Genomic DNA, 23,385 nt, shown 5'->3' on the forward strand with positions numbered 1-23,385 from the left:
TTAAATATACACTTGTATAATAATTCAATTTTGCTTTTAAGTTAAGAACAATTAAACTTGAGCAGCAATTCATATCAGGTTTTTCTTATGTCGACATCGACTTCTCTCTCGGTTCAGGAGCAACAATTCTTGGAGGCTTTTCAGCAAGCCTTTGAAACTGATCATTTTGATCGTCTGATCTTAAGTCAGTATAAAGGTGAACTTGAACAATTGGAGAAAATAACCTTTAGAGTCATTTCGCTCAATGAGCAGAAAGTCTTGAGCTGTATCTATCGATACAAGACTCAGGATGTCACTAAAAACTATCCTTTGAATGAAGCCTTAACTCAAGTAAGGGAATTATTGGCCTGTTGCAAGCAAGCTAACCTGTTTACTGATCAGGAAGAATTGCAGCTGAAGAAAAACAAGAAAAAGGCCATGCTGACACGAAGTAAAGCTATACCTGCCTCCACAAAGGCAAAAGCCGAGCAAGGCCATGACCGGGTTAAACAGCGTTATGTCGATCAGGACAGTGTATTCCTACAGCATTTAGGAATCACCGATCAGCAAGGCCAGATCATTCCGAGCATGGCGCGTAAGTGGAAACAGATTAATAAATTTGTCGAGATTTTCTCAGGTGCACTGGCTCAAATCCAGCCGCAGGAACAAGGATTACGTATCGTCGATTTCGGTTCAGGTAAGGGATATTTAACCTGTGCGCTATATGATTATATGCAAAAACATGGTCAGACGCCGTATGTCACCGGCGTAGAGCTGAATCCGAAAATGGTCGAGTTCTGTCAGAATGTCGCGTAGCAATCTGGTTTTAGCCAGCTGGATTTCTTCCAGGGCGATGTGCGTACCTATGAACCGGAACGTCTCGATGTGATGATCGCTCTGCATGCCTGTGATGTGGCGACCGATTTTGCAATCCATAGCGGTATTCGCTTGAATGCACAGATCATCATGTGTGCTCCATGCTGTCATAAAGAGTTAAGACCGCAATTACAGAGTCCGAAAGTGCTGTCACCAATGTTGCAGTTTGGCATCCATGCTGGGCAGCAAGCCGAAATGCTGACGGATACCATTCGTGCCTTATTGCTTAAGGCGTATGGGTATGAAACCAAGGTCTTTGAATTTGTGGCCCTAGAACACACCAGTAAAAATAAAATGATTCTGGCGACCAAACGGAAGGATTATGGACAGCCCGATCAGGCTGTTCTCGCCCAGATTCAGGCATTAAAAGAGATGTATGGAATTCAAAAACATTCACTGGAATTGTTATTGAATAACCAGTGGGATCAGCAGGGAATTGGTTCTAAATGCTAAACAATAAAAATCTTAAAATCATGTCAGGCAGCTGGGATGAGTTAGCCCAAGATGCCAGAGTGATACGTGAAGCCGTTTTTATTCAGGAACAGCAAATTGCTCCCGAAGATGAATGGGATGCTGAGGATGCAATCTCTACGCATTTTGTGGCTTATTTACAGGATCAACCCGTTGCAACTGCACGCTTATTAAAAAATCACAGTATTGGTCGTGTAGCTGTGTTGCAGTCGGCACGTGGTACGGGTATCGGCCAAAATATCATGCAGGCTGTGATTGATCAGGCCAAGACAGAGCAACGTGAATTCCTAAAGCTTTCTTCACAGGTACATGCGATTGGCTTTTATCAGAACTTGGGTTTTGACGTGCAGGGTGAAGAATATCTGGATTGTGGCATTCCACATATAGATATGTATCTCAGCTTAAAAGACTAAAAAATAAAAAAGCGAGGAAAACCTCGCTTTTTTAAATTTGATCTTGGAACTGCTTAGTGGCCATGAGTGGTATTTTCGTCATGGCTAGCATTGTCCATCTGTGCATGTTCTTCAGCAGACATATTGTGCTCTTCCACGCTCGTCTCATGAGTCTGATGAGATGAAGAGGTCGCCTGACGAGCTTCACGGTCAGCCTGTGCTTTGGCTAAAGCTTCTGGAGACATCGCAGGTGCATTCTTAAATGCATGCTGCTGGGTATTTTCTTTCTTTTGCTGGCTTGGCATGTAGTCTGGTTCATTACTGACCGCAAGCCAGAAAAACAACATGAATAATCCACCTAAAATACAGAAGATAATCAGTGCTTTCCAACCCCAAGGTGATTTTTCAGGTGAACTGTGATCAGTCATATGCATGTACCCATCGTGGATGTCTAACTCATGTAACTTTATAACATAAATTGCCTGGAAAGCAGATCAAAATGTGTCATTTAGAGATAATATCAAACTTAGAAATTCTATGGCGTTGAAATAAAAAAGAGGAGTTAAGCTCCTCTTTTTTTCTAGATTCAGTTTTTAAAAACGCTGGCCTTCAGCAACTTTCTGTTTGAGTAACTGTGGCGCTTTGAAACGTTCGCCATATTTACGTTCCAAGATTTCAGCACGATTCAAGGCCCTGGTTAAACCATACTGGTTCAAGAACTGCACTGCACCTCCCGTCCAGGCGGCAAAACCAATTCCAAAGATTGAACCAATATTGGCATCGACCACTGACTCCAGCACACCTTCTTCCAGACAGCGTACGGTATCCAGCGCTTGAACAAACAGGAAGCGGTCTATCATTTCCTGTTCAGAAATATCCACTTCTTTATACCAATGCTCCAAGCCAGACCACAGCTGCTTTTTGCCACCTTCAGGATAATCATAAAAACCTGCACCAGCAGCTTTGCCCTTACGGTTAAACTCATGAATCATGGTTTGAATCACGGCATCTGCATCGGTGCTTGGACGTTCTTTGCCTTGTGCAGCCAGAGCCTTACGGCTTTCTGCAGCCACATGCTCAGAAAGTGTTAGAGAGACTTCATCCTGAATAGCAAGTGGTCCGACTGGCATACCGGCTTTCAGCGCAGCCATTTCGATACGGGCTGGATGCACCCCTTCGGTAAGCAAACGTAATCCTTCCTGTACAAACGTACCAAAGACACGGCTGGTAAAGAAGCCACGACTGTCATTCACTACAATCGGTAATTTGCCAATCTGCTGCACATAGTCAAATGCCTTGGCCAGTGTTTCTGCTGAAGTATTTTTTCCCTTAATGATCTCGACCAGTTGCATTTTGTCGACTGGACTAAAAAAATGCAGACCGATAAAATTCGCCTGATTTTGAGAGGCTTGAGCCAAGTCACTGATGGGTAGAGTCGAGGTATTAGAGGCCATTACACCGTTGGCTGATAAATATTGCTCTGCTTCCTGAGTAACTTTGGCTTTGAGTTCCTGATTTTCAAATACTGCTTCAATGATCAGGTCACAGCCTTGCAAATCTGCTGCTTCTGTTGTGGTGTGAATCAGACTTAAAATCTGGTCACGTTTTTCAGCTGTTAAGCGGCCTTGAGCCACTTTTTTATCTAATAATTTCTGACTATAGGCTTTGCCTTTTTCAGCAGCTTCGACCGAAATATCTTTCAGCACCACCTGAATGCCTTTGCTGGCAGTAACATAGGCAATACCAGCACCCATCATGCCTGCACCCAAAACACCTACTTTGGTGGCTTTCCATGGCGCGAAGTCTTTAGGGCGGCTGGCACCCGACTTGATGGCATTCATGCCATGCCAGAACGTACCGATCATATTCTTGGAAATCTGGCCGGTAGCGAGATAGGTGAAATAACGCGATTCAATTCTCAGTGCGGTATCAACATCAACCTGAGCGCCTTCAACCGCAGCGGATAAAATGGCTTCAGGAGCTGGATAGCAGCCCTTGGTTTTATCACGCAGCATCGCAGGAGCAATGGCCAGCATCTGTGCAACGGCAGGCGAAGAAGGAGAGCCTCCCGGAATTTTGTAACCTTTTACATCGAAAGGCTGTTGGGATTGCGGATGTTGTTTAATCCAGGCTATAGATTTATCTAGTAACTCATCCAGTGAGTCGGCTGTGTCATGTACCAGTCCCAAAGACTTGGCTTTTTCTACACCGAACTGTTTGCCTTCCATCAGCAAAGGTAAGGCATTTTGCAGGCCTAGCAGACGAACCATACGGACAATACCACCACCGCCTGGCAGCAAGCCTAAAGTGACTTCAGGTAAACCAAACTTGGTTTTGGCATCATTGAGGGCAATACGATGATGGGCACATAAAGCGATTTCCCAACCACCACCGAGTGCGGTGCCATTTAAAGCTGCCACCACAGGAATGCCACACGTTTCGATATAGCGTAATTTGGCTTTCATGTCTTCAATCATATTGAAGAATTCAGTGGCATGTTCAGGCGTCGCCTGAATCAGCTCATCCAGATCACCGCCAGCAAAGAATGTTTTTTTCGCTGAACGGAAAATAATTCCGGCGATCTGTTCATCAGCCTGTAACTGAGCAACGACTTCATCCAGAGCCGTGCGAAAGTCGGCATTCATGGTATTGGCGGACTGGTTCGGAGAATCAAAGGTCAGAATGACAATGTGATCTTCAGTTTTTTGATATTGAATTGCGCTCATACTGATCTCCTTATACCAACTCAATAATAGTTGCGATGCCCATACCACCACCCACACACAGGGTGGCCAGTCCACGTTTCTTACCTTGACGTTCCAGTTCGTCCAATAAAGTGCCTAGAATCATGGCACCGGTCGCACCGAGTGGATGTCCCATGGCAATGGCACCCCCATTGACATTCACTTTGGCAGGATCAACTTTCATTTCATTGATAAAGCGCATCACCACAGCAGCGAAAGCTTCATTGACTTCAAACAGATCGATGTCATCAATGGTGAGTCCAGCTTTGGCTAAAGCCTTACGTGCAGCCGGGGCAGGGCCGGTCAGCATAATGGTTGGATCGGCACCAACCAGTGCCGTTGCCAATACCTTGGCGCGTGGCTTGAGATTTTGCTGTTGGACTGCCTGTTCGGAGGCAAGTAATACGACTGCTGCACCATCCACAATGCCTGAAGAATTACCCGCATGGTGTACATGGTTTACAAAGCCTACTTCCGGATATTTCTGTAGAGCGATAGCATCAAAGCCCATCTGGCCCATCGTTGCAAAACTTGGCTTTAATACACTTAAGCCTTCTGCAGTTGTTGTCGGTTTAATAAATTCATCTTTGTCTAGAATCACGACGCCAGCTTTATCTTTCACTGGAATAATAGATTTATTGAAATGACCATTCGCTTGAGCTGCTGCCGCTTTCTTTTGTGATTGCTCGGCGAATTGATCTACATCTGCACGACTATAACCATCAATGGTCGCGATCAGGTCAGCCCCGATACCTTGTGGAATAAAATCGCAAGCCATATTGGTTTCCGGATCGAGCGCCCACGGACCACCATCTGAACCCATCGGAACGCGAGACATGGATTCAACACCACCTGCAACGACCAGATCTTCCCAGCCTGAACGGACTTTTTGTGCTGCCAGATTTACAGCTTCCAGGCCTGAAGCACAGAAACGGTTGATCTGTACGCCAGCCACATCGTTGTCCCAGCCTGCGGCAATTGCAGCAGTTTTGGCAATGTCTGCACCCTGGTCCCCAATTGGTGTCACACAGCCCAGCACAATATCATCCACCTGAGATGTATCCAGGTTATGGCGTTCTTTTAGTTCATTTAAGAGCGTAGTCAGTAAACTAATTGGTTTAACTTCATGTATTGATCCGTCTTTTTTTCCCTTTCCGCGTGGCGTGCGAATGGCATCAATAATATAGGCCTCGCTCATACAATATCCTTTTCTTGCTTTACTGAAATTGTTCTAATGCTTCGAGTGTAATGATTAAATCTTGAAGTGCAATGACGAGAACGGACCAGATCATTTGAGCAATTTGGTCAGTCTTGATGGATTAAAAAGCGGGCATAAAAAAGCCCAAGTCTGGAGCTTGGGCTAGGGGCTTGTAGCGCTTAATAAACGATACTTTTCAAGTATACATTTTTAGAGCAAGGTTTTTAATGGTAACCGTGTAACTGACGGTATAGACCAGGTGTTACCCCTGTCCATTTTTTGAAAGCACGGTGGAAAGTGCTGGTTTCACTAAATCCGACCTGTTGTGCCACGTCTTCCAGCGTTAAATCCGGATTAAGCAATAAGTGAATTGCGGCATCACGGCGCAGTGCATCTTTCACGCCCTGATAGCTCTTGCCTTCAGCAGCCAGACGGCGACGCAAGGTTTGTGGAGACAGGTAGAGCATTGATGCAACATCGTTCAAGGTCGGCATTTCTTCACCGATCTGGCTCTTCAATACATCACGGATCCGAGAAGTCAGCGAGTTGGTATTTTTAAATTTAACTAGAAGTTGAGCAGGTGCTGCTTTCAGGAATTCTTCCAGAGTTTCTTCATTCTGGCGAATTGGCAGATCCAGATAATCCGCTGCAAAGGTAATTTCAGTACGCGGCATATCGAACTGCATGACTGGGGCAAAGAACAGCGCATCGTATTCATCTGCATGCGCAGGACGCGGGTAGCTGAAATGTACACGTTCCAGCGGCAGACGACGTTCAATTAACCACGATGCCAGACCATGCCAGATCATGAGCATGCTTTCAGTAATAAAGTGTTCCGGATCCATCGAATTTGGAATCAGGGGAACCAGGCGCGCTTCATGCTTGTCACGTTCCAGGGTTACAGACCAGTCGTCACCAAAGAGTTTGTAAAATTGTGAAGAAAGCTCGAGTGCATCGCCCAGCGTTTTGGCATGGATAATCAGCTGACACATGATCGCGAAAGTGCCCAGACGACGCGGCTGTTTGTCAAAACCGACATGTTCGTCCTGGGTCACCATCCAGAGCATCTTGATAAAACGGGTATATTGTTCAGGCGAAATACGGGCCTTCGGCTGATGCAGAAGCTCGGCTTCAATCCCAACGTGAGACAATAAAGTATCGACATCCATGCCCAGGCGCTTAACGCCGTATAAGGCTGCATTGACGAAATGGATACTGATCGTATCACGACTCATGTTTAATCCTTCAGTCTCTTTAATGTTCACTAATATTTGACCTAAATGACAAAAAATAAAAAATCAATGGCAATTTACAAGAATCCAATTACCATTTTCTTACATGTTAAATTGCCGAAACTATCAAGGTAAATGGCTGAACATGACATTGTTTTTGGGCATTTATGTTCTTATGATGAGGCAAAAAGCGATATAAATAGAGTAATAACTCCAATGTCATATGCATTAAAAGGTTTGAAAATATTAGATTTTTCTACATTATTACCTGGTCCATTTGCCACATTATATCTTGCAGACATGGGTGCAGAAGTTGTGCATATTGAATCACCCACACGTCCTGATCTGGTGCGTTTAATGCCACCTTTTGCACATGGACAGGCCACAACGCATAATTATCTGAACCGAAACAAACATTCTGTCGCACTGGATTTAAAGAATCCCGAACATATTGAACAAATCAAATCCCGAATTGCAGATTATGACATTGTCGTAGAGCAATTTCGCCCAGGTGTGATGCAACGGCTTGGCCTGGATTATCCAACACTCAGTGCGCTCAATCCACGCTTAATTTATTGCTCGATTACCGGTTATGGTCAAACGGGTCTATATAAAGATCGGGCAGGGCATGATATTAACTATTTGGCTTTATCTGGGATTGCTGGGCATAGTGGCCGGATCGAAAGCGGACCACCGGCAATGGGAATCCAGATTGCTGATGTCGCGGGCGGTTCTATGCATGCACTGGTTGCCATTCTGGCAGCGGTGATTGAGCGGCAGAGCAGTGGTCAGGGACAATATATTGATATTTCCATGACCGATTGCGCGGCGACATTAAATAATATGGCAGCTTCTGCCAGTCTGGCGGGTAATCAGCACCAGCAGATTGAATCCGGTTACTTAAATGGCGGTACCTTTTATGACTATTATCAGACTCAGGATAATCGCTATTTGTCAGTAGGCAGTTTGGAGCCTCAATTCATGCAAGGTCTGGCACAATTGCTGGATTTGCCAATTATTCTGGAAAAAGGTGCTTCTTTCGCACCTGAAGATCATGCTTTAGTAAAACAGGCGATTCGCGACAAAATCAGATCTCAACCTCTATCTCACTGGCAAGCCTTATTTTCTCAGGCAGATTTCTGTGTCGAACCTGTATTGAAGCTTGATGAAGCCCTGCATTCTGAGCTGGCGCAGCAACGTGAATGGGTGGTGCAGGTGCCAGTTAAAGCTGATCAGCGGGAGCAAACCGAAGCCCAACTGGCTTGCCCGATCAAGTTTTCCAGATCAACTATGCGATATCAATTTATTGGTCAGGCTTTAGGCGAAACCGAAGAGTGGTAATTGAACGACTTTCTCGTTTTGGTTTATGAAAAAAACTGCTAAAGATTTAAAAAATAAATCATTCACGTTAAAAATCAGAGGAAGCTGATCTAAAGCTTTATATCATTGAAAGTTTGCTAGGCTTATCAATAAAATCGCTATGAAATATGTATAAAAAGCATTTTATTGATAGATTCAATGTCGTTATCCTTGCCGACGATATAATAGAAACTACTAGCTGTACGCCATGTATTTATATACTGATTTCGATCAGCAACTGATTAATGAACGTGTTGCACAGTTCCGTGACCAGACGGAACGTTATTTAGCGGGCAAATTGACGGAAGATGAATACCGTCCGCTCCGCCTTCAAAATGGTCTTTATGTACAACGTTATGCGCCAATGTTGCGTATCGCAGTACCTTATGGCCTGATGAATTCTAAACAACTTCGTAAAGTGGCTGATCTGGCGAAAGAGTATGATCGTGGCTATGCACACGTTTCAACCCGTCAGAATATCCAGTTTAACTGGCCTGCACTAGAAAACGTGCCTGATATGCTGGCTGAACTGGCAACCGTGCAAATGCATGCGATCCAGACTTCAGGGAACTGTATCCGTAATACTACCACTGACCAGTATGCAGGTGTGGTGGCAGGTGAAATTGCAGATCCACGTCCAACGTGTGAATTGATCCGCCAATGGTCAACTTTCCACCCGGAATTTGCTTTCTTGCCACGTAAGTTCAAGATTGCGGTATCTGCGCTGGAAGAGATTGACCGTGCGGCAACTTCATTTCACGATATCGGTGTCTATATCGTGAAAAATGAAGCAGGCGAGATCGGCTATAAAATTAAAGTCGGCGGCGGCTTGGGCCGTACTCCAGTAATTGGTAGCTTTATTCGTGACTTCCTGCCACGTGAAGACCTGATTGCTTATCTTGAAGCGGTACTACGTGTCTATAACCTGCACGGCCGTCGCGACAACAAATACAAAGCACGTATCAAGATTCTGGTAAAAGCATTAACTCCAGAAGTTTTTGCTGAAAAAGTTGAAGCCGAATTTGCGCATACTGTTAAAACGTTAAAGATTGATGCAGAAACCTTGGCGAAAATGGATGAAAACTTTACTCCATTTGATTACCAAGATTATGCAGATGAAGACTTCACTGATTTGTTTGCCCAGTATCCGAAGTTTAAGCAATGGTTCAATATCAATACCAATGCACATAAAGTGAAAGGTTATCGTATTGTCACGATTTCATTGAAACGTGCGGGTATTGCACCGGGTGATGTGACCACTGAAGAGATGAACCTGATTGCAGATCTTGCAGACAAGTACACCTTCGGTGAACTGCGTACGACTCACGAGCAAAATATTGCGCTGGTAGATGTACCACAAAAAGACCTGTTCGAATTGTGGCAGACGCTGGATCAGCATAACCTGGCACGTGCGCATATCGGCTTCTTGACTGACATTATCTGCTGCCCAGGCGGTGACTTTTGTTCATTAGCAAATGCGAAATCCATTCCAATTTCTGAAGCAATTTCACGCCGTTTTGATGATCTGGATACGATTTATAACTTGGGTAAACTGGACCTGAACATTTCAGGTTGTATGAACGCCTGCGGTCATCATCACGTGGGTAACATCGGTATCTTGGGTGTAGATAAAAAAGGTGCTGAATTCTATCAGATCACTTTAGGTGGTAATGCTGACCATGATGCCTCTATTGGCGATATTCTTGGACCATCATTTGCTGCAGAAGTGGTGCCGGATATCGTAGAAGAAATTCTGAATACTTATCTTGACTTGCGTCAGGACGGTGAAGAGTTTATCGATACTTATCGTCGCGTCGGCATTCAACCATTCAAGGAGCGCGCATATGCTTAATACCGCACTACAAGTGCTCTCTAAAGATGGCACAATTGCAGATAACACTTACCAGCTAATTAGTGAAGATGGTGTATTGCCACAGGGTGATGTAGTTCTGACTGTAGAGCAGTTAGACCAGATTGCCAATATTTCTGGTAAAAAAGCATTGTACTTAACGGTTGATGCTTCACCTGAAACCAATGAATTCCCACTAGACCAACTTGATGCTATTTTTATTGAGTTTGCAGGTTTTAATGATGGCCGTGGTTATTCATTTGCTGCATTGCTTCGCCGTCAAGGTTTCCAGGGTGAGCTGCGTGCGACTGGTGATGTGTTCAAAGATGTCTTGAACTACATGAAGCGTTCTGGTTTCGATACTTTTGTCATTAAAGAAGGTAAAGATATTCAGGAAGCAGCTGCAGGTTTGGGTGATTTTACCAATCCTTACCAAGCTTCTACAGCAGTACCGACGCCGAATTATCAAACTGGGGCTTAATTCACCTTCAACTAAAAAAGCCTCCAGATGGAGGCTTTTTTGTATTTAAATCTTAGGGTGCACGTTCTTCAAGTAGGCAGTTAATCATCCATTGCACTCCGAATTGATCCGTAAAGGCACTATAAAGCGCACCCCAAAAGGTTTTTTCTAAAGGCATTTCGATTTGACCATTCACCGATAAAGCTTCATAGAGTCGTTTGGCTTCATCCTGTTCATTGGCACTTAAAATAATCGCAATATAGTGATTAGTACCCTTACTAAATGCTGGTGTATTTTCAGTACAGAGTTTGTCATTGATATCAGAGCCCATGAGCTCTGTGTATTCATTAATTGGAAGTGAGATATGCAAAATCAGATTTTTTTCTTCATCTGATAAATCAATTCCTTGCTGTCCAGGCGTATCTCCATAACGGGTTAGACTGGAAAATTCGCCACCAAATACCGAACGATAAAAGGTAAAGGCAGCTTCGGTTTCACCCTGGAAATTGAGATAGTGATTAAGTCGCATGCAGGCTTCCTTTTCTTGTTTTGAATCCCTTTAATTTACGCCTTGAATTGAATCTGATTGATAAAGAAGCTTTATGAAAATGTAATTAAAAGAATTTACTTTATGGACAGATAATAAAAAAATGAAATATTTATAAAATAAAAAGAGGGCTATAAAAGCCCTCCCTGCTACTTGATTATAAAAGATTTAGATCAGTTCGATAGCGACCGCAGTTGCTTCACCACCGCCAATACATAGCGCAGCGATACCACGTTTACCACCTGTACGTTTCAATGCATGAATCAAGGTCAGGATAATACGTGAACCGGTAGAACCAACCGGGTGACCGAGTGCACATGCACCACCGTTAATGTTGACTTTTTCAGGATCAAGCTTGAACTCATCCATCGGGCACATGGTGACCATGGCGAACGCTTCATTGATTTCCCAAAGGTCAACTTCCTCAGCTTTCCAGCCAGTTTTATCCAGAACTTTCTGAATCGCACCCACTGGCGCAATCGTGAATTCAGATGGATGCTGGGAGTTTGAAGCATAAGCAATGATTTTAGCCAAAGGCGCTAAACCTTTAGCTGCTGCATTGTCGCTTGAAGTCAGAACAAGGGCAGAGGCACCATCTGAAATTGAGCTGGCATTTGCTGCCGTAATTGTCCCATCTTTTGCAAAAGCAGGACGAAGAGTTGGAATCTTATCAATATTGGCATTGAAAGGTTGTTCGTCCTTATCAACTACGACATCACCTTTACGGGTGGAAACAGTGACTGGCACGATTTCATCAGCGAAGTAACCTTCGTTGACTGCAGTTTGAGCACGTTTCAGTGAACGGATCGCAAACTCATCCATCTGTTCACGGGTATAGCCTTTTGTATTCGCCATATCTTGAGCAAATGAGCCCATCAGGCGACCAGTTTCGGCATCTTCCAGGCCATCCAGGAACATATGGTCCTTGATTTCACCATGACCCATACGGAAACCGCCACGCGCTTTTGGCAATACATATGGCGCATTGGTCATGGATTCCATCCCACCTGCAACCACATAAGTTGCAGAACCTGCCTTAATCATATCTGCCGCTTGCATAACTGCTTTCATGCCTGAACCACATAATTTGTTGATGGTGACGGCACCTGTAGAATCAGGCAGACCCGCTTTACGCATCGCTTGACGGGCAGGACCTTGTTTTAAACCTGCCGGGAGTACACAACCCATAATGACTTCTTCAATATCGGTTGGCTGCAAGCCTGAACGAGCAATCGCTTCTTTGATGGTGGCAGCGCCCAGTTCAGGTGCAGTAACGCTAGCCAGGCTACCTTGAAAGCCGCCCATCGCTGTACGTGCGCCATTGACAATTACGATGTCAGTCATTGTTATATCTCCCTATAAGTTTTGATCATTTTTTCTCGAACCTAAGCAGTATATTGAAAAAAGTACAGGATTAAAGTCCTAATCTGGATAAATCATAGACTCTAGGGTTTTATTAACAGGATGCCAGATGTTCGATCCGGATATGTCCCATTTTATTCAAGACAATACGTTGCTGGGACGAAAGGTGAGTAGAACAATAATAAAAGCTGCCATTCGATCCAATTGGTAAAGCCGTCTGGGCTTGATAAGTTACGTTCGGCATACTTAAAGCACCTCGCCAACTCAAGTTACCGTATTTAAGATTAAGTTGTTCAATGTGTAAAATTTGTTCGTCATTGTCGACTTGACGATTACGGTTTTTATCAATAAATACCAGCAAATTTTTATTCCATTGGTTTGCTTGACAGGTTAATGAATCTTGACTGGGACAAATCACAATATTCTGGTGAAACACAGCTGCCTGGCTGCGTGCATAACGATTGGTTGCTGTAAGTTTCATCGGAATATTTTTAGCTTCCTGCTTGGATAGATAATCATGAAAGTAAGGCAAAGCAATGGTGACCACAATTGCGATAAGGGCAATACAGATAATTAACTCAACAATAGTGAACGCTCTTGTTATCTTTTTATACATAGAGTTACCTGATTTATATATTATTTTTATTTGAAACATGCTATTAATTGTGCGTTTTTTATGCTTAATTGAGCGAGTAAGAAATACCTTACTCAAAATTCAAAAAGGCGCTTAAAAATAAATTGGCAATGACAATAGGCGATTCACAACAAAAAATTGAGTAAAAAATTACTGAATTACAACGGAAATTGTAAGTAATTTTGTCAATAATTTACTTGATTAGATTAATCAAGCACTTGGAAAAATAATAAAGTGTTTGTATGATGCGCAGTGAATAGCTTAAAAATAACACTGGGGTAAAAAAAGCCTATCTCAGAATGGCCTATTAGAAGGCTTGAGCTTGAACAACAATTGTTATCTCTGGAGGATAAATCCATGAAAATGAGTCGTATTGCTTTAGCAATGCTTGTAGCTGCTCCTTTTGCTGCTGCAAACGCAGGCGTAACTGTTACTCCATTAATGTTAGGTTATACTTGGCAAGACACCCAACACAACAATGGCGGTGACGATGGCGAACTAACAACTTCTGGTGAAATGGAAGATGATCTATTTGTTGGTGCTGCAATTGGTGTTGAACTAACTCCATGGTTAGGTTTTGAAGCTGAATATAGCCAGGTTAAAGGCGATATGCGAGATCTACCAGGTGCTGAATACAAAGGTCAGAACATTGCAGGTAATTTCTATGCAACTTCTGATGTGTTCACTGGCAACTATGACAGCAAAATCAAACCATATGCATTGTTAGGTGCTGGTCACTACAAATATGAGTTTGACGGTGCTTCAGAAGCTGCTTTAGGTCGTACTGGTCGTGGTTTTGAAGAAGAAGGTACACTAGGTAATGCTGGTATCGGTGCATTCTGGCACATCAACGATGCTTTAGCGCTACGTACTGAAGCTCGTGGTACTTACCACTTCGACGAAAAATTCTGGAACTATACAGCACTTGCTGGTCTTAACGTAGTTCTAGGTGGCCGTTTAAAACCAGCTGCTGACGTTGTAGAAGTTGCTCCAGTTGAGCCAGTTGCTCCAGTTGCTCCAGCTCCACAAGAGTTGACTGAAGACCTGAACATGGAACTTCGCGTGTTCTTTGATACGAATAAATCAAACATCAAAGACCAATACAAACCAGAAATCGCGAAAGTTGCTGAGAAGCTAGTTGAATATCCAAACGCAACTGCTCGTATCGAAGGTCACACAGACAGCACTGGTCCACGTGCATTGAACGAACGTTTATCTCTAGCTCGTGCTAACTCTGTTAAATCTGCACTTGTTAACGAATACAACGTAGATGCATCTCGTTTGTCTACTCAAGGTTTCGCTTGGGATCAACCGATTGCTGACAACAATACTAAAGAAGGTCGTGCTATGAACCGTCGTGTATTCGCGACAATCACTGGTAGCCGTACTGTTCTAGCTGAACAACCAGTTGCAGACCAACCAGCTGCTCAATAATTCGTTATTGAACACTGATTAAAAAAAAGCGACTCTTTGAGTCGCTTTTTTTATGGCCGTTTTTTGCATACACTTGCTGCTCGAAACTGATTTTGAGTTAAAGCATGAGCATAGAACTTCCTCAAGACTTACAAAGTCTGGAAGCTAATAGTGGTATTTATGCGATCTGGATGATTTTTCATCATTATGGAATAGATCTGCATATTCCTGATTTAGTGCAATTGACACAGCATAATAATGAGTTAGGAGCTTCAAGTATTGCGCTCGCTGTTGCCCTTAAGACATTGGGACTCGATGTTGAGTTTTTTACAGAAACTGATCCCGCTAAACAACCGCTTGAAATCCAGTTTTATCAAAAAGCCCAAGAACTCAAATTGCCTGTTCATGAATATCCACTTTCTTATACAGATATTCAAAAATCAGTGGATAAAGGCTGTTTTGTAATCGTGTTCTACGACACGCTTGAAGGGGTGGGGAACCATTCATTGATTTATGAAATCAATGAAAAAGAGATCAGTTTCTTTGATAGTTTTAATGCTATGTCTAAAGAAGTTTTCGAACAGCAGCGTCGAATAGAAGGTATTTGTCAGCAAGTCATCGTGATTGATGATCGTAATTTTGTCATGCGTCATAGCTGATTTCAGAATATAAAAAAGCAGCCACTTGAGCTGCTTTTTTAATAAAGGTGAGATATTAGTCTTTTTCAATATTCATTGGTTTAACATCCATCTCCTGATAGGAAACCAGTTTAGTTTTATATTTCCACTTATAACCTAGCCAGATCACTAGAAATAATAAAATACCGATATAAGTAGAAAGGACAGCCAACCATTCACCATCTAGGACAGCTTGATAATTCTGACCTAGAACAACAATTGAACAAAGAATGAAGGCAAACCAAGGCGCGAACGGGAAGAATTTAGCTCTATAGGCTAGACCTTCAAGTTGATAGCCTTGAGCTAGATAACCTTTACGGAAGCGGTAATGTGAGATTGCAATTCCGAGCCAGACAATGAAGCCACACATACCTGACATATTCAGCAACCAGTTAAAGACTTCCTGCTCGCCAAAGAATGTGGTCAGGAAGCATAGTGCCGCAATTGCCGTGGTCGCATACAGGGCATTCATCGGTACACCGCGTGGATCTAGATGGGCGAACAGCTTAGGTGCACTGCCTTTACGCGCCATATCGAATAGCATACGGGTCGAAGAATACATGCCTGAGTTACCCGCAGACAGAATCGCTGTCAGAATTACTGCATTCATCATACTGGCTGCAAAAGCAAAACCTGCTTTCTCATACAATAACGTGAATGGAGAAAGGGCAACATCTTCTGTTGCAGCTGCCTGTAATAGACGTGGATCATTATAGGCAACCAATGTGCCGATAATGAAAATACATACGATATAGAACAGCAGGATTCGCCAGAAGATCTGTTTGATCGCGACTGGAATGGTTTTTTGCGGATCTTTAGATTCACCAGCGGCTACGCCAACCATCTCAGTTCCCTGGAACGAGAATCCGGCAATCATGGCAACACCAATCAAGGCTTGGAAACCACCTACAAAAGGCGCTTCACCTACGCTCCAGTTTGCAAATGCCGAAACACCCGGTGTAAGCATGATCTTGGCAATCATCCAGATCCCGATGATGATAAAGGCAATAATCGCCAGTACCTTCACTAATGAGAAGAAGAATTCTGATTCACCAAAACCTTTTACTGTGAGGGCGTTAATCCCAAAGATCACAGCGAGGAAGATCGCACTCCAGTAAAAGCCCGGAATATCAGGGAACCAGAATTTCATAATGAACTGTACGGCAACCAGTTCAAAGGCAACGGTAATCGCCCAGTTGTACCAGTAGTTCCAGCCTAAAGCGAAACCAAAGCCACCTTCGACATATTTGGTGCCGTAGGTAAAGAATGCGCCCGAGGTCGGATTATGAGTCGCAAGTTCTCCAAGGCTGGTCATCAAGAAATAAATCATTACGCCAATCAGGGCATAGGCGAGAAGTGCACCACCCGGGCCTGCGCTGGCAATAGTCGCACCTGAGGCCAGGAATAAACCTGTACCGATAGACCCGCCAATCGCGATCATATTGAGATGACGAGCACCAAGCTTACGCTGCAGCTGCACGCTGTTCTGAGTTTCGCTCATCATGATTCCTTAGCATTTTTTTGAGTGCTGGCGAAGAGCACTTTAAAACCTTGTTGATCAGTTTTGACTGTACATTGGCCAAAACTTTGTTCAATTAAAATTGGATAATTTAAGAAACGGTTTGCCACAATCCATAATTCACCGCCAGACTTGAGATGACGACGCGAAGTCTTGCATAAAGTTTCGCTGGCCGCATAATTGGTCTGGATTCCCTGATGGAAAGGAGGATTGCTGACAATGGCATGTAAAAAGAGCGGTGCATCTTCAATACCTGACACAGCTTTAATTTCCAGCTGCTGAGGAATGAGTTGATTTTTCTCAAATGTCATTTGAGTAGAAGCCAAGGCAAAGGCATCCACGTCCAGAGCAAAAATACGGTTCTCAGGATTCAGTTTGGCTAAATAAGCACTGATCACGCCTGCACCACAGCCAAAGTCGGCAATCTTACCTGAGGTCACTTGAGATAAATAGGGTAAGAACACCGCTGTTCCTACATCCAGATGATCCTGACTGAATACTCCTGGAAGTGCACAAATCTGCAAATCACCTTTTGGTGTCGCCACTGTATAGGTCTGTGCCCAATCTGCCAACGCTTTTGCTTCGACCGTGCAGTCTAGAGTCAATTGCCACAATTGGCAATGTCGTGCGCTGTCGAGCTTGATGAGTTTACCATAAGCCTGTAGCTGCTTTGCCGCACGCTCTACGCCACCTTTCTTTTCACCGACCAGAAAAACGCTGCTGCCTTGTTTTAATCGGGCTGCAATATTGTGAATCAGATAATTCAATAATTCTTTTGATTTAGGTACGAAAATAACCGCCTGATCAAATTCCTGATCAGGAATTTCTGCGCCGAAATGAACCTGGGCCTGCTGTGACTGGAAATATTGAAAATCATTATAATTCCATGTCCAAACAAAGGGCTGGATAGATTCACCACATTCAGCAAGAAGCTCATCGGTCGGGGCATTTACCAGCAATACGCGACCAGACAAATAATCATATTGTCTTAATAAAACTTCGCTTTTAGGATCCATAGATCTCTCTCCAATAGAAAAAACACTGTCCGAGTCCAACTCAGACAGTGTTCTTTGGACATGAAATTACTTCTTTACTTCAGGAAGTACAATATTCAATATGAGGGCAGCAATACCGCCTGTCGCAACACCGGAACTAAAGATGTTACGGAATAATTCAGGAAGATGTTCCAAAATCTGAGGTACCTGTGCAACGCCTAAGCCAAGTGCAAGCGAAATTGCAATGATCAGCAGGGCACGACGGTCTAAGTGAATACCAGACAGGATATTAATCCCAGATGCAGCGACTGCACCAAACATCACCATCACTGCGCCACCAAGCACAGCTTGAGGAACGGCTTGGATCACACCTGCAACAGCAGGCAGTAGACCTAGAATCACAAGGAGTGCTGCGATCCATATCCCAACATAACGGCTAGCTACACCAGTCAATTGAATCACACCATTATTTTGTGCGAAAACTGAACTTGGGAAGGTATTAAATAAGCCTGCAAGTAGGGAGTTAGCACCATTTACCAATACACCACCTTTAATGCGATTCATCCAGGTTTGACCATCGACTGGCTGATTCGATAATTTTGATGTTGCGGTAATATCACCAATGGCTTCTAGTGAAGTCACCAGGTAAATGAATGCCATTGGAATAAACAAGCTCCAAGAGAAGCTTAAGCCAAAGTGCATCGGTGTTGGAATTTGAACCAGTGGCGCATCTTTTAAACTATCAAAGTTTAAATGACCCATAAAGCCTGCAAGGATGTAACCCACGACTAAGGCAATTAGGATGGCAGAACTTTTTACCCATGTAATACGCACACGGTTCAATAAAATGATCAGTGCCAAAACGGTACATGACATGATGAGGTTGTCTGCATTGGCGAAAGTTTTATCGCCCATGGCTTGATAACCACCACCCATGCTGATCAGGCCTTCTTTAATTAAAGTCAGACCAATCAATAGCACCACAATACCTGTTACCAATGGGGTAATCAGTTTTTTCACCCACGGTAAGATCCGTGACACACCCATTTCAATGAATGAACCCGCGATCACCACACCAAAGATAGATGCCATGACTGCTTCTACAGGTGTGCCTGCCGCAACCATCGCAGAACCAATACCGATAATAGTACCAATAAAGTTAAAGCTGGTTCCTTGTACAATCAGGAGACCTGCACCAAAAGGGCCGACTTTTTTACATTGTAAAAAGGTTGCGATACCAGAGATCACCAATGACATCGACAGAATCATATTGGTGTCTTCTTTTGACACACCAAGTGCCAAACAGATCAGCAGACCCGGCGTCACAATTGGGACAATAATGGCCAATAAATGCTGGAATGCGGCTAAAAATGCGATAAACGGTTTAGGACGATCTTCAAGGCCGTAGACAAGGTCAAGTTGATCCTTAGAAGGAGGAGATTGATTAAAATCAGACATGTGTCAATGCAAATTAAGGCTGGGTGGCGCTATTCTAATCGAGTTACACGTCATTACAAAAGTAATTGGAAAAAAAATTGACGCTCTCTACAAACAGTCACTGTCAAAAGTTTGTATTTTTCTGTATAATTTGCCCTCAAACTTTAGGCGTATCGAATTCACATGTCAGATATTAAAACTCTCCGTAACATTGCCATCATCGCGCACGTCGACCATGGTAAAACTACTCTTGTAGACAAACTTTTACAGCAATCAGGTGCTCTTGGCGATCGCGCAGGCGAGATCGAACGTGTAATGGATTCGGGCGCTATTGAAAGCGAACGTGGTATTACCATTCTTGCAAAAAACACTGCAATCAAATGGTTAGACAAGCGTACTAACACTGAATACCGTATCAATATCGTGGATACCCCGGGACACGCCGACTTCGGTGGTGAAGTAGAACGTGTAATGTCAATGGTTGACTGCGTACTTCTTCTTGTTGACTCTCAAGAAGGCCCAATGCCACAAACTCGTTTTGTAACGCAAAAAGCGTTCGCACGTGGTTTGAAACCAATCGTAATTATTAACAAAGTCGACAAGCCAAACGCTCGTCCAGACTGGGTAATTGACCAAGTATTTGATTTGTTCGACAACCTTGGTGGTTCTGACGAACAGTTAGACTTCCCAGTTGTATATGCTTCAGGTCTTCGTGGTGTGGCTGGTCCATCTCCAGAAGAACTTGCTGAAGACATGACTCCATTGTTCGAAACAATTGTAGACATCGTTGAACCACCAGCGGTTGACGTTGACGGTCCATTCCAAATGCAAGTGTCTTCACTTGACTATAACAGCTTCGTAGGTGTTATCGGTGTTGGTCGTATTCAACGTGGTTCAGTGAAATTAAACACTCCTGTAACTGTAATCGACAAAGAAGGCAAAACTCGTAACGGCCGTATCTTAAAAATCATGGGTTACCATGGTTTAGAGCGTATCGATGTTGAATCAGCTTCTGCTGGTGACATCGTTTGTGTAACGGGTATTGATGAACTTCATATCTCTGACACAATCTGTGATCCAAAAGCAGTTGAAGCTTTACCTGCACTTTCTGTAGACGAACCTACAGTATCGATGACTTTCCAAGTAAACAACTCACCGTTTGCTGGTAAAGAAGGTAAATTCGTAACTTCACGTAATATCCGTGAACGTCTAGATCGCGAATTGATTCACAACGTAGCATTACGTGTTGAAGATACTGACAGTCCTGACCGTTTTAAAGTATCTGGTCGTGGTGAGCTTCACCTTTCAGTTCTTATTGAAAACATGCGTCGTGAAGGCTTCGAAATGGGCGTATCACGTCCACAAGTAATCATCAAAGAAATTGATGGTGAAAAACAAGAGCCATACGAAAACGTAACGTTTGACGTTGAAGAGCAGCACCAAGGCGCTGTAATGGAACAAATGGGTCACCGTAAAGGTGAAATGACCAATATGGAAGTTGACGGTAAAGGCCGTATCCGTATTGAAGCAACAGTTCCTTCACGTGGTTTGATTGGTTTCCGTTCTGAATTCATGACCATGACTTCAGGTACAGGTATCATGACTTCAAGCTTCTCGCACTACGGTCCTATGAAACAAGGTACTGTTGCGAAACGTCAAAATGGTGTGTTGATTTCTATGGTTCAAGGTACTTGCTTGGGCTATGCACTATTCAGCTTGCAAGACCGTGGCCGTCTATTCGCTAAACCTCAGTTAGAAGTTTATGAAGGTATGATCGTTGGTATTAACTCACGTTCAGACGACATGACTGTTAACCCAACTAAAGCGAAACAGTTAACTAACGTACGTGCTTCTGGTACTGATGATGCGTTGACTCTCGTTCCGCACATTGAATTTACGCTTGAACAAGCGCTTGAATTCATTGAAGATGACGAGCTGGTTGAAGTAACACCTAAGTCAATCCGTATCCGTAAGCGTTACCTGACTGAAAACGAACGTAAACGTAACCGTTCTAAATAAGACTGGTCACTCATACGAAAAAAGCCGCTGAATCAGTTCAGCGGCTTTTTTATTGAGTAGAAATTACATACACTTAATAAATTAGTTTTAAATAGAAATCCCTAACTAATGTATAATCCATCACAAAATTGTATAAAAATACTGGTGACTTTATGAGCATTATTCAAGAATTTAAAGAATTTGCGGTAAAAGGCAATGTCATGGATCTCGCAGTGGGTGTGATCATTGGCGGTGCTTTCGGTAAAATTATCGATTCTATGGTGAAAGACATCATCATGCCTGTCGTGAGCTGGATCTTGGGTGGTGATGTTGATTACTCTAACTGGTTTGTCGTGTTAGGCGATAATCCAAATAATGTGACCAATCTGGCTGAAGCACAGGCAGCCGGTCTGAATGTCTTTGCTTATGGTAATTTCTTGACCATTCTCATTAACTTCCTGTTATTGGCATGGGTTGTATTCTGGTTGGTGAAACTGATGAACAAACTGCGCCGTGATAAAGCAGAAGAAGCAGCGCCTGAACCTGAAGCGACTCCGGAAGATATTGCATTGTTACGTGAAATCCGTGATGAGCTAAAAAAACGTCCGGAAGCTTAAGCTTTAGGGATAAATAAAAAAACGGCGCTGAGTGTGCCGTTTTTTTAATCCCCCTAAATCCCCCTTTTTCAAAGGGGGACTCCTCCCTTTCTTAAAGGGAGGTTGGGAGGGATTTATAAAATTAAAAATCCATCCGAAACTTAATTTCGACCAAATGAAAACCGAACTGACTTTTGACTGGGCCATGCAGAACATGTTCTGCAGCAGTAAAGACCAGTTTATCAATCACTGGAACGAGTTGGCCTTTTTTTACTTCACCGAGTTCACCACCACGTTTGGCAGAGTTACAGGTCGAATATTGTTTGGCAATCTTAGAAAAATCTGCACCTGCCAGAATCTTCTTCTTAAGCTGTTCCGCAGTATCTTTATCCTTCACCAGAATATGACGGACAATCGCAGTCTTCATGATTTCTTACCTCGTACAGCAGCCACACGCTTGGATGAAAGCTTTACCTTTTTCAGCGGCTGGCATTCAGGACAATAGACGGATGCACGCTGGCCGAGCTTGATATTTTCTAGTGTCGTTTCGCAGTTCACGCACATTTCTCCTGCACGGCCATAAGCCAACAGCGTCTGCTGGAAATAACCATTTTCTCCCATAGCATTGGTGTAGTCGCGTAAGGTAGAACCACCTAAGTCAATCGCCTGTTTTAAAATACGCTTGATCTCAACCACCAGTTTTTCAATCTGTTCGAAACTCAAACTTGAGGCTGGCTGGGCTGGATGAATACCCATATTGAACAGGCTTTCAGTTGCATAGATATTGCCTACGCCGACCACGACATGGTTATCCATAATTGCAACTTTGGTGCCAACGTTTTTATTTTTTAGTTTTTCAAATAGATATTCGGCATTAAAAGCATCGCTTAATGGCTCCGGCCCAAGCGTATCAATCAGTTTGCTTTGTGATTGAGCATCTAACCAGAGAATACAGCCGAAACGGCGCGGATCATGGTAACGCAGCTGGATCTCTTCAAACTGGATAATCAGATGATCATGCTTGCGCAATTCTTCATTGGCTTCACACAAGCGAAAGCTGCCTGACATACCCAGATGCCAGAGCATCGTATCCTGTTCAAATTGCGCCAGAATATATTTGGAACGACGCGTAAGCTGAATCAGGCGCTGTCCTTGCAGACGCGCGAGGTCATCAGGAATCGGCCAACGTAAACTAGGCTGACGCACTTCAACTTTTAGCACTTGCTGATTAAGAAGGGGAAGGAGGCTGGTTTTGGTGGTTTCAACTTCGGGTAATTCAGGCATAACACTTAGCAGCTAATATCATGAGGCTAATATTGGGCGTTTTAAGTCTGAATGCAAGTCCTGTTTGAATAGAAGTTATAAGCAGAACATTCAAAAATATTTTAACATTTGGTTAAAAAATAAACTTTAATATTGAGCAGGTTTCAGATTCAAATAATAAAAATAGGAAATATATGGGTTGATTCTTCGTATTTAACTTACTGAAAAATATAAATTATGTAGAATTTATTGTTATATAAAATATCTTTTCTTATAACTTAAAGTTTTACCAATAATAAAAAAATTGCTGCGTTTTTAAGTGAAAAGTTATGTAACGTTCTGTATCAAGTCATATAGGGCATGCATCAGGCTGCCTTTACTCTC

The 23,385-nt window shown here is 43.2% G+C and carries 20 protein-coding genes and 1 pseudogene; 9 read left to right on the forward strand and 12 right to left on the reverse strand.

Annotation, left to right across the window (positions count from 1 at the left end; translation table 11 throughout):
* Positions 1 to 87: 87 nt before the first annotated feature.
* Both FTV31_RS05570 and FTV31_RS05575 read left to right on the forward strand, forming a co-directional pair.
* A pseudogene (locus tag FTV31_RS05570) lies at positions 88 to 1,308 on the forward strand (SAM-dependent methyltransferase).
* Positions 1,302 to 1,739, forward strand: a complete 438-nt coding sequence (locus tag FTV31_RS05575) for a GNAT family N-acetyltransferase (protein ID WP_034704137.1) — start codon at positions 1,302 to 1,304, stop codon at positions 1,737 to 1,739. Before FTV31_RS05570 ends, FTV31_RS05575 begins: the two are co-directional and overlap by 7 nt.
* A 53-nt stretch (positions 1,740 to 1,792) precedes the next feature.
* On the opposite strand, the gene FTV31_RS05580 is transcribed toward FTV31_RS05575, so the two are convergent.
* The 4 genes from FTV31_RS05580 to FTV31_RS05595 form a co-directional block, all read right to left on the reverse strand.
* On the reverse strand, positions 1,793 to 2,146 hold the full coding sequence (locus FTV31_RS05580) for a hypothetical protein (RefSeq protein ID WP_034705429.1): 354 nt from the start codon (positions 2,144 to 2,146) through the stop codon (positions 1,793 to 1,795).
* Positions 2,147 to 2,311: 165 nt separating this feature from the next.
* Positions 2,312 to 4,444 carry a 3-hydroxyacyl-CoA dehydrogenase NAD-binding domain-containing protein gene (locus FTV31_RS05585; RefSeq protein ID WP_180013526.1) on the reverse strand — a complete coding sequence of 711 codons (2,133 nt, stop codon included), beginning with the start codon at positions 4,442 to 4,444 and terminating at the stop codon, positions 2,312 to 2,314.
* Between the two features lie 10 nt (positions 4,445 to 4,454).
* Positions 4,455 to 5,660, reverse strand: coding sequence for an acetyl-CoA C-acetyltransferase (locus tag FTV31_RS05590; protein WP_180013528.1), 1,206 nt, complete (start codon positions 5,658 to 5,660; stop codon positions 4,455 to 4,457).
* A 224-nt stretch (positions 5,661 to 5,884) separates the two neighbouring features.
* Positions 5,885 to 6,895 carry an AraC family transcriptional regulator gene (locus tag FTV31_RS05595; RefSeq protein WP_004785199.1) on the reverse strand — a complete coding sequence of 337 codons (1,011 nt, stop codon included), beginning with the start codon at positions 6,893 to 6,895 and terminating at the stop codon, positions 5,885 to 5,887.
* Between the two features lie 213 nt (positions 6,896 to 7,108).
* Here FTV31_RS05595 and FTV31_RS05600 point away from each other — a divergent pair, with 213 nt between their 5' ends.
* The 3 genes from FTV31_RS05600 (at position 7,109) to FTV31_RS05610 (ending at position 10,581) form a co-directional block, all read left to right on the forward strand.
* On the forward strand, positions 7,109 to 8,233 hold the full coding sequence (locus FTV31_RS05600; protein ID WP_180013530.1) for a CaiB/BaiF CoA-transferase family protein: 1,125 nt from the start codon (positions 7,109 to 7,111) through the stop codon (positions 8,231 to 8,233).
* Between the two features lie 226 nt (positions 8,234 to 8,459).
* On the forward strand, positions 8,460 to 10,103 hold the full coding sequence (locus tag FTV31_RS05605) for a nitrite/sulfite reductase (RefSeq protein ID WP_180013532.1): 1,644 nt from the start codon (positions 8,460 to 8,462) through the stop codon (positions 10,101 to 10,103).
* Positions 10,096 to 10,581 (forward strand): DUF934 domain-containing protein, encoded by a 486-nt coding sequence (locus FTV31_RS05610; protein ID WP_180013534.1) that lies wholly within the window; start codon positions 10,096 to 10,098, stop codon positions 10,579 to 10,581. Before FTV31_RS05605 ends, FTV31_RS05610 begins: the two co-directional genes overlap by 8 nt.
* Before the next feature lie 52 nt (positions 10,582 to 10,633).
* On the opposite strand, the gene FTV31_RS05615 is transcribed toward FTV31_RS05610, so the two are convergent.
* From FTV31_RS05615 to FTV31_RS05625, 3 genes are all read right to left on the reverse strand, one after another.
* The gene (locus FTV31_RS05615; protein WP_179993197.1) at positions 10,634 to 11,089 is read right to left on the reverse strand and encodes a VOC family protein; all 456 of its coding nucleotides are present in this window, start codon (positions 11,087 to 11,089) and stop codon (positions 10,634 to 10,636) included.
* 186 nt (positions 11,090 to 11,275) lie between these two features.
* Entirely contained in the window at positions 11,276 to 12,451 is a 1,176-nt protein-coding gene (locus FTV31_RS05620) for an acetyl-CoA C-acyltransferase (protein ID WP_180013536.1), read from the reverse strand.
* Between the two features lie 112 nt (positions 12,452 to 12,563).
* Positions 12,564 to 13,085: a GspH/FimT family pseudopilin gene (locus FTV31_RS05625; protein ID WP_180013538.1), complete on the reverse strand. Its 522-nt coding sequence runs from the start codon at positions 13,083 to 13,085 to the stop codon at positions 12,564 to 12,566.
* A gap of 375 nt (positions 13,086 to 13,460) precedes the next feature.
* Here FTV31_RS05625 and omp38 point away from each other — a divergent pair, with 375 nt between their 5' ends.
* Together omp38 and FTV31_RS05635 are read left to right on the forward strand one after the other, a co-directional pair.
* Complete coding sequence (gene omp38, locus FTV31_RS05630; protein ID WP_180013540.1) at positions 13,461 to 14,537, forward strand: outer membrane protein Omp38; 1,077 nt, start codon at positions 13,461 to 13,463, stop codon at positions 14,535 to 14,537.
* A gap of 104 nt (positions 14,538 to 14,641) precedes the next feature.
* The gene (locus tag FTV31_RS05635; RefSeq protein WP_180013542.1) at positions 14,642 to 15,175 is read left to right on the forward strand and encodes a cysteine peptidase family C39 domain-containing protein; all 534 of its coding nucleotides are present in this window, start codon (positions 14,642 to 14,644) and stop codon (positions 15,173 to 15,175) included.
* Positions 15,176 to 15,230: 55 nt separating this feature from the next.
* On the opposite strand, the gene FTV31_RS05640 is transcribed toward FTV31_RS05635, so the two are convergent.
* The 3 genes from FTV31_RS05640 to FTV31_RS05650 all read right to left on the reverse strand — a co-directional run bounded on the left by FTV31_RS05640 (position 15,231) and on the right by FTV31_RS05650 (position 19,165).
* Positions 15,231 to 16,694: an amino acid permease gene (locus FTV31_RS05640; RefSeq protein WP_180013624.1), complete on the reverse strand. Its 1,464-nt coding sequence runs from the start codon at positions 16,692 to 16,694 to the stop codon at positions 15,231 to 15,233.
* Complete coding sequence (locus FTV31_RS05645) at positions 16,694 to 17,728, reverse strand: methyltransferase (RefSeq protein WP_180013544.1); 1,035 nt, start codon at positions 17,726 to 17,728, stop codon at positions 16,694 to 16,696. The genes FTV31_RS05640 and FTV31_RS05645 overlap by 1 nt, the downstream gene beginning before the upstream one ends.
* Before the next feature lie 66 nt (positions 17,729 to 17,794).
* Positions 17,795 to 19,165 (reverse strand): uracil-xanthine permease family protein, encoded by a 1,371-nt coding sequence (locus tag FTV31_RS05650; RefSeq protein ID WP_180013546.1) that lies wholly within the window; start codon positions 19,163 to 19,165, stop codon positions 17,795 to 17,797.
* A gap of 162 nt (positions 19,166 to 19,327) precedes the next feature.
* On the opposite strand from FTV31_RS05650, the gene typA reads away from it, so the two are divergent.
* Positions 19,328 to 21,163, forward strand: coding sequence for a translational GTPase TypA (typA, locus tag FTV31_RS05655; RefSeq protein ID WP_180013548.1), 1,836 nt, complete (start codon positions 19,328 to 19,330; stop codon positions 21,161 to 21,163).
* Positions 21,164 to 21,315: 152 nt separating this feature from the next.
* Positions 21,316 to 21,759, forward strand: coding sequence for a large conductance mechanosensitive channel protein MscL (gene mscL / locus FTV31_RS05660; protein WP_159123684.1), 444 nt, complete (start codon positions 21,316 to 21,318; stop codon positions 21,757 to 21,759).
* Between the two features lie 121 nt (positions 21,760 to 21,880).
* On the opposite strand, the gene FTV31_RS05665 is transcribed toward mscL, so the two are convergent.
* Together FTV31_RS05665 and mutM are read right to left on the reverse strand one after the other, a co-directional pair.
* The gene (locus FTV31_RS05665) at positions 21,881 to 22,165 is read right to left on the reverse strand and encodes a peptidylprolyl isomerase (protein ID WP_005237136.1); all 285 of its coding nucleotides are present in this window, start codon (positions 22,163 to 22,165) and stop codon (positions 21,881 to 21,883) included.
* Complete coding sequence (mutM, locus tag FTV31_RS05670) at positions 22,162 to 23,022, reverse strand: bifunctional DNA-formamidopyrimidine glycosylase/DNA-(apurinic or apyrimidinic site) lyase (protein ID WP_180013550.1); 861 nt, start codon at positions 23,020 to 23,022, stop codon at positions 22,162 to 22,164. The genes FTV31_RS05665 and mutM overlap by 4 nt, the downstream gene beginning before the upstream one ends.
* Between the last annotated feature and the right edge of the window lie 363 nt (positions 23,023 to 23,385).

The organism is Acinetobacter sp. YH16031, from assembly GCF_013417335.1.
Lineage (GTDB): Bacteria > Pseudomonadota > Gammaproteobacteria > Pseudomonadales > Moraxellaceae > Acinetobacter.

Bases quoted from the DNA above. Each gene is read 5' to 3' on its own strand.
- FTV31_RS05575 (WP_034704137.1), top strand. From the start codon at position 1,302: ATGCTAAACAATAAAAATCTTAAAATCATGTCAGGCAGCTGGGATGAG.
- FTV31_RS05580 (WP_034705429.1), bottom strand. From the start codon at position 2,146: ATGACTGATCACAGTTCACCTGAAAAATCACCTTGGGGTTGGAAAGCA.
- FTV31_RS05585 (WP_180013526.1), bottom strand. From the start codon at position 4,444: ATGAGCGCAATTCAATATCAAAAAACTGAAGATCACATTGTCATTCTG.
- FTV31_RS05590 (WP_180013528.1), bottom strand. From the start codon at position 5,660: ATGAGCGAGGCCTATATTATTGATGCCATTCGCACGCCACGCGGAAAG.
- FTV31_RS05595 (WP_004785199.1), bottom strand. From the start codon at position 6,895: ATGAGTCGTGATACGATCAGTATCCATTTCGTCAATGCAGCCTTATAC.
- FTV31_RS05600 (WP_180013530.1), top strand. From the start codon at position 7,109: ATGTCATATGCATTAAAAGGTTTGAAAATATTAGATTTTTCTACATTA.
- FTV31_RS05605 (WP_180013532.1), top strand. From the start codon at position 8,460: ATGTATTTATATACTGATTTCGATCAGCAACTGATTAATGAACGTGTT.
- FTV31_RS05610 (WP_180013534.1), top strand. From the start codon at position 10,096: ATGCTTAATACCGCACTACAAGTGCTCTCTAAAGATGGCACAATTGCA.
- FTV31_RS05615 (WP_179993197.1), bottom strand. From the start codon at position 11,089: ATGCGACTTAATCACTATCTCAATTTCCAGGGTGAAACCGAAGCTGCC.
- FTV31_RS05620 (WP_180013536.1), bottom strand. From the start codon at position 12,451: ATGACTGACATCGTAATTGTCAATGGCGCACGTACAGCGATGGGCGGC.
- FTV31_RS05625 (WP_180013538.1), bottom strand. From the start codon at position 13,085: ATGTATAAAAAGATAACAAGAGCGTTCACTATTGTTGAGTTAATTATC.
- omp38 (WP_180013540.1), top strand. From the start codon at position 13,461: ATGAAAATGAGTCGTATTGCTTTAGCAATGCTTGTAGCTGCTCCTTTT.
- FTV31_RS05635 (WP_180013542.1), top strand. From the start codon at position 14,642: ATGAGCATAGAACTTCCTCAAGACTTACAAAGTCTGGAAGCTAATAGT.
- FTV31_RS05640 (WP_180013624.1), bottom strand. From the start codon at position 16,694: ATGAGCGAAACTCAGAACAGCGTGCAGCTGCAGCGTAAGCTTGGTGCT.
- FTV31_RS05645 (WP_180013544.1), bottom strand. From the start codon at position 17,728: ATGGATCCTAAAAGCGAAGTTTTATTAAGACAATATGATTATTTGTCT.
- FTV31_RS05650 (WP_180013546.1), bottom strand. From the start codon at position 19,165: ATGTCTGATTTTAATCAATCTCCTCCTTCTAAGGATCAACTTGACCTT.
- typA (WP_180013548.1), top strand. From the start codon at position 19,328: ATGTCAGATATTAAAACTCTCCGTAACATTGCCATCATCGCGCACGTC.
- mscL (WP_159123684.1), top strand. From the start codon at position 21,316: ATGAGCATTATTCAAGAATTTAAAGAATTTGCGGTAAAAGGCAATGTC.
- FTV31_RS05665 (WP_005237136.1), bottom strand. From the start codon at position 22,165: ATGAAGACTGCGATTGTCCGTCATATTCTGGTGAAGGATAAAGATACT.
- mutM (WP_180013550.1), bottom strand. From the start codon at position 23,022: ATGCCTGAATTACCCGAAGTTGAAACCACCAAAACCAGCCTCCTTCCC.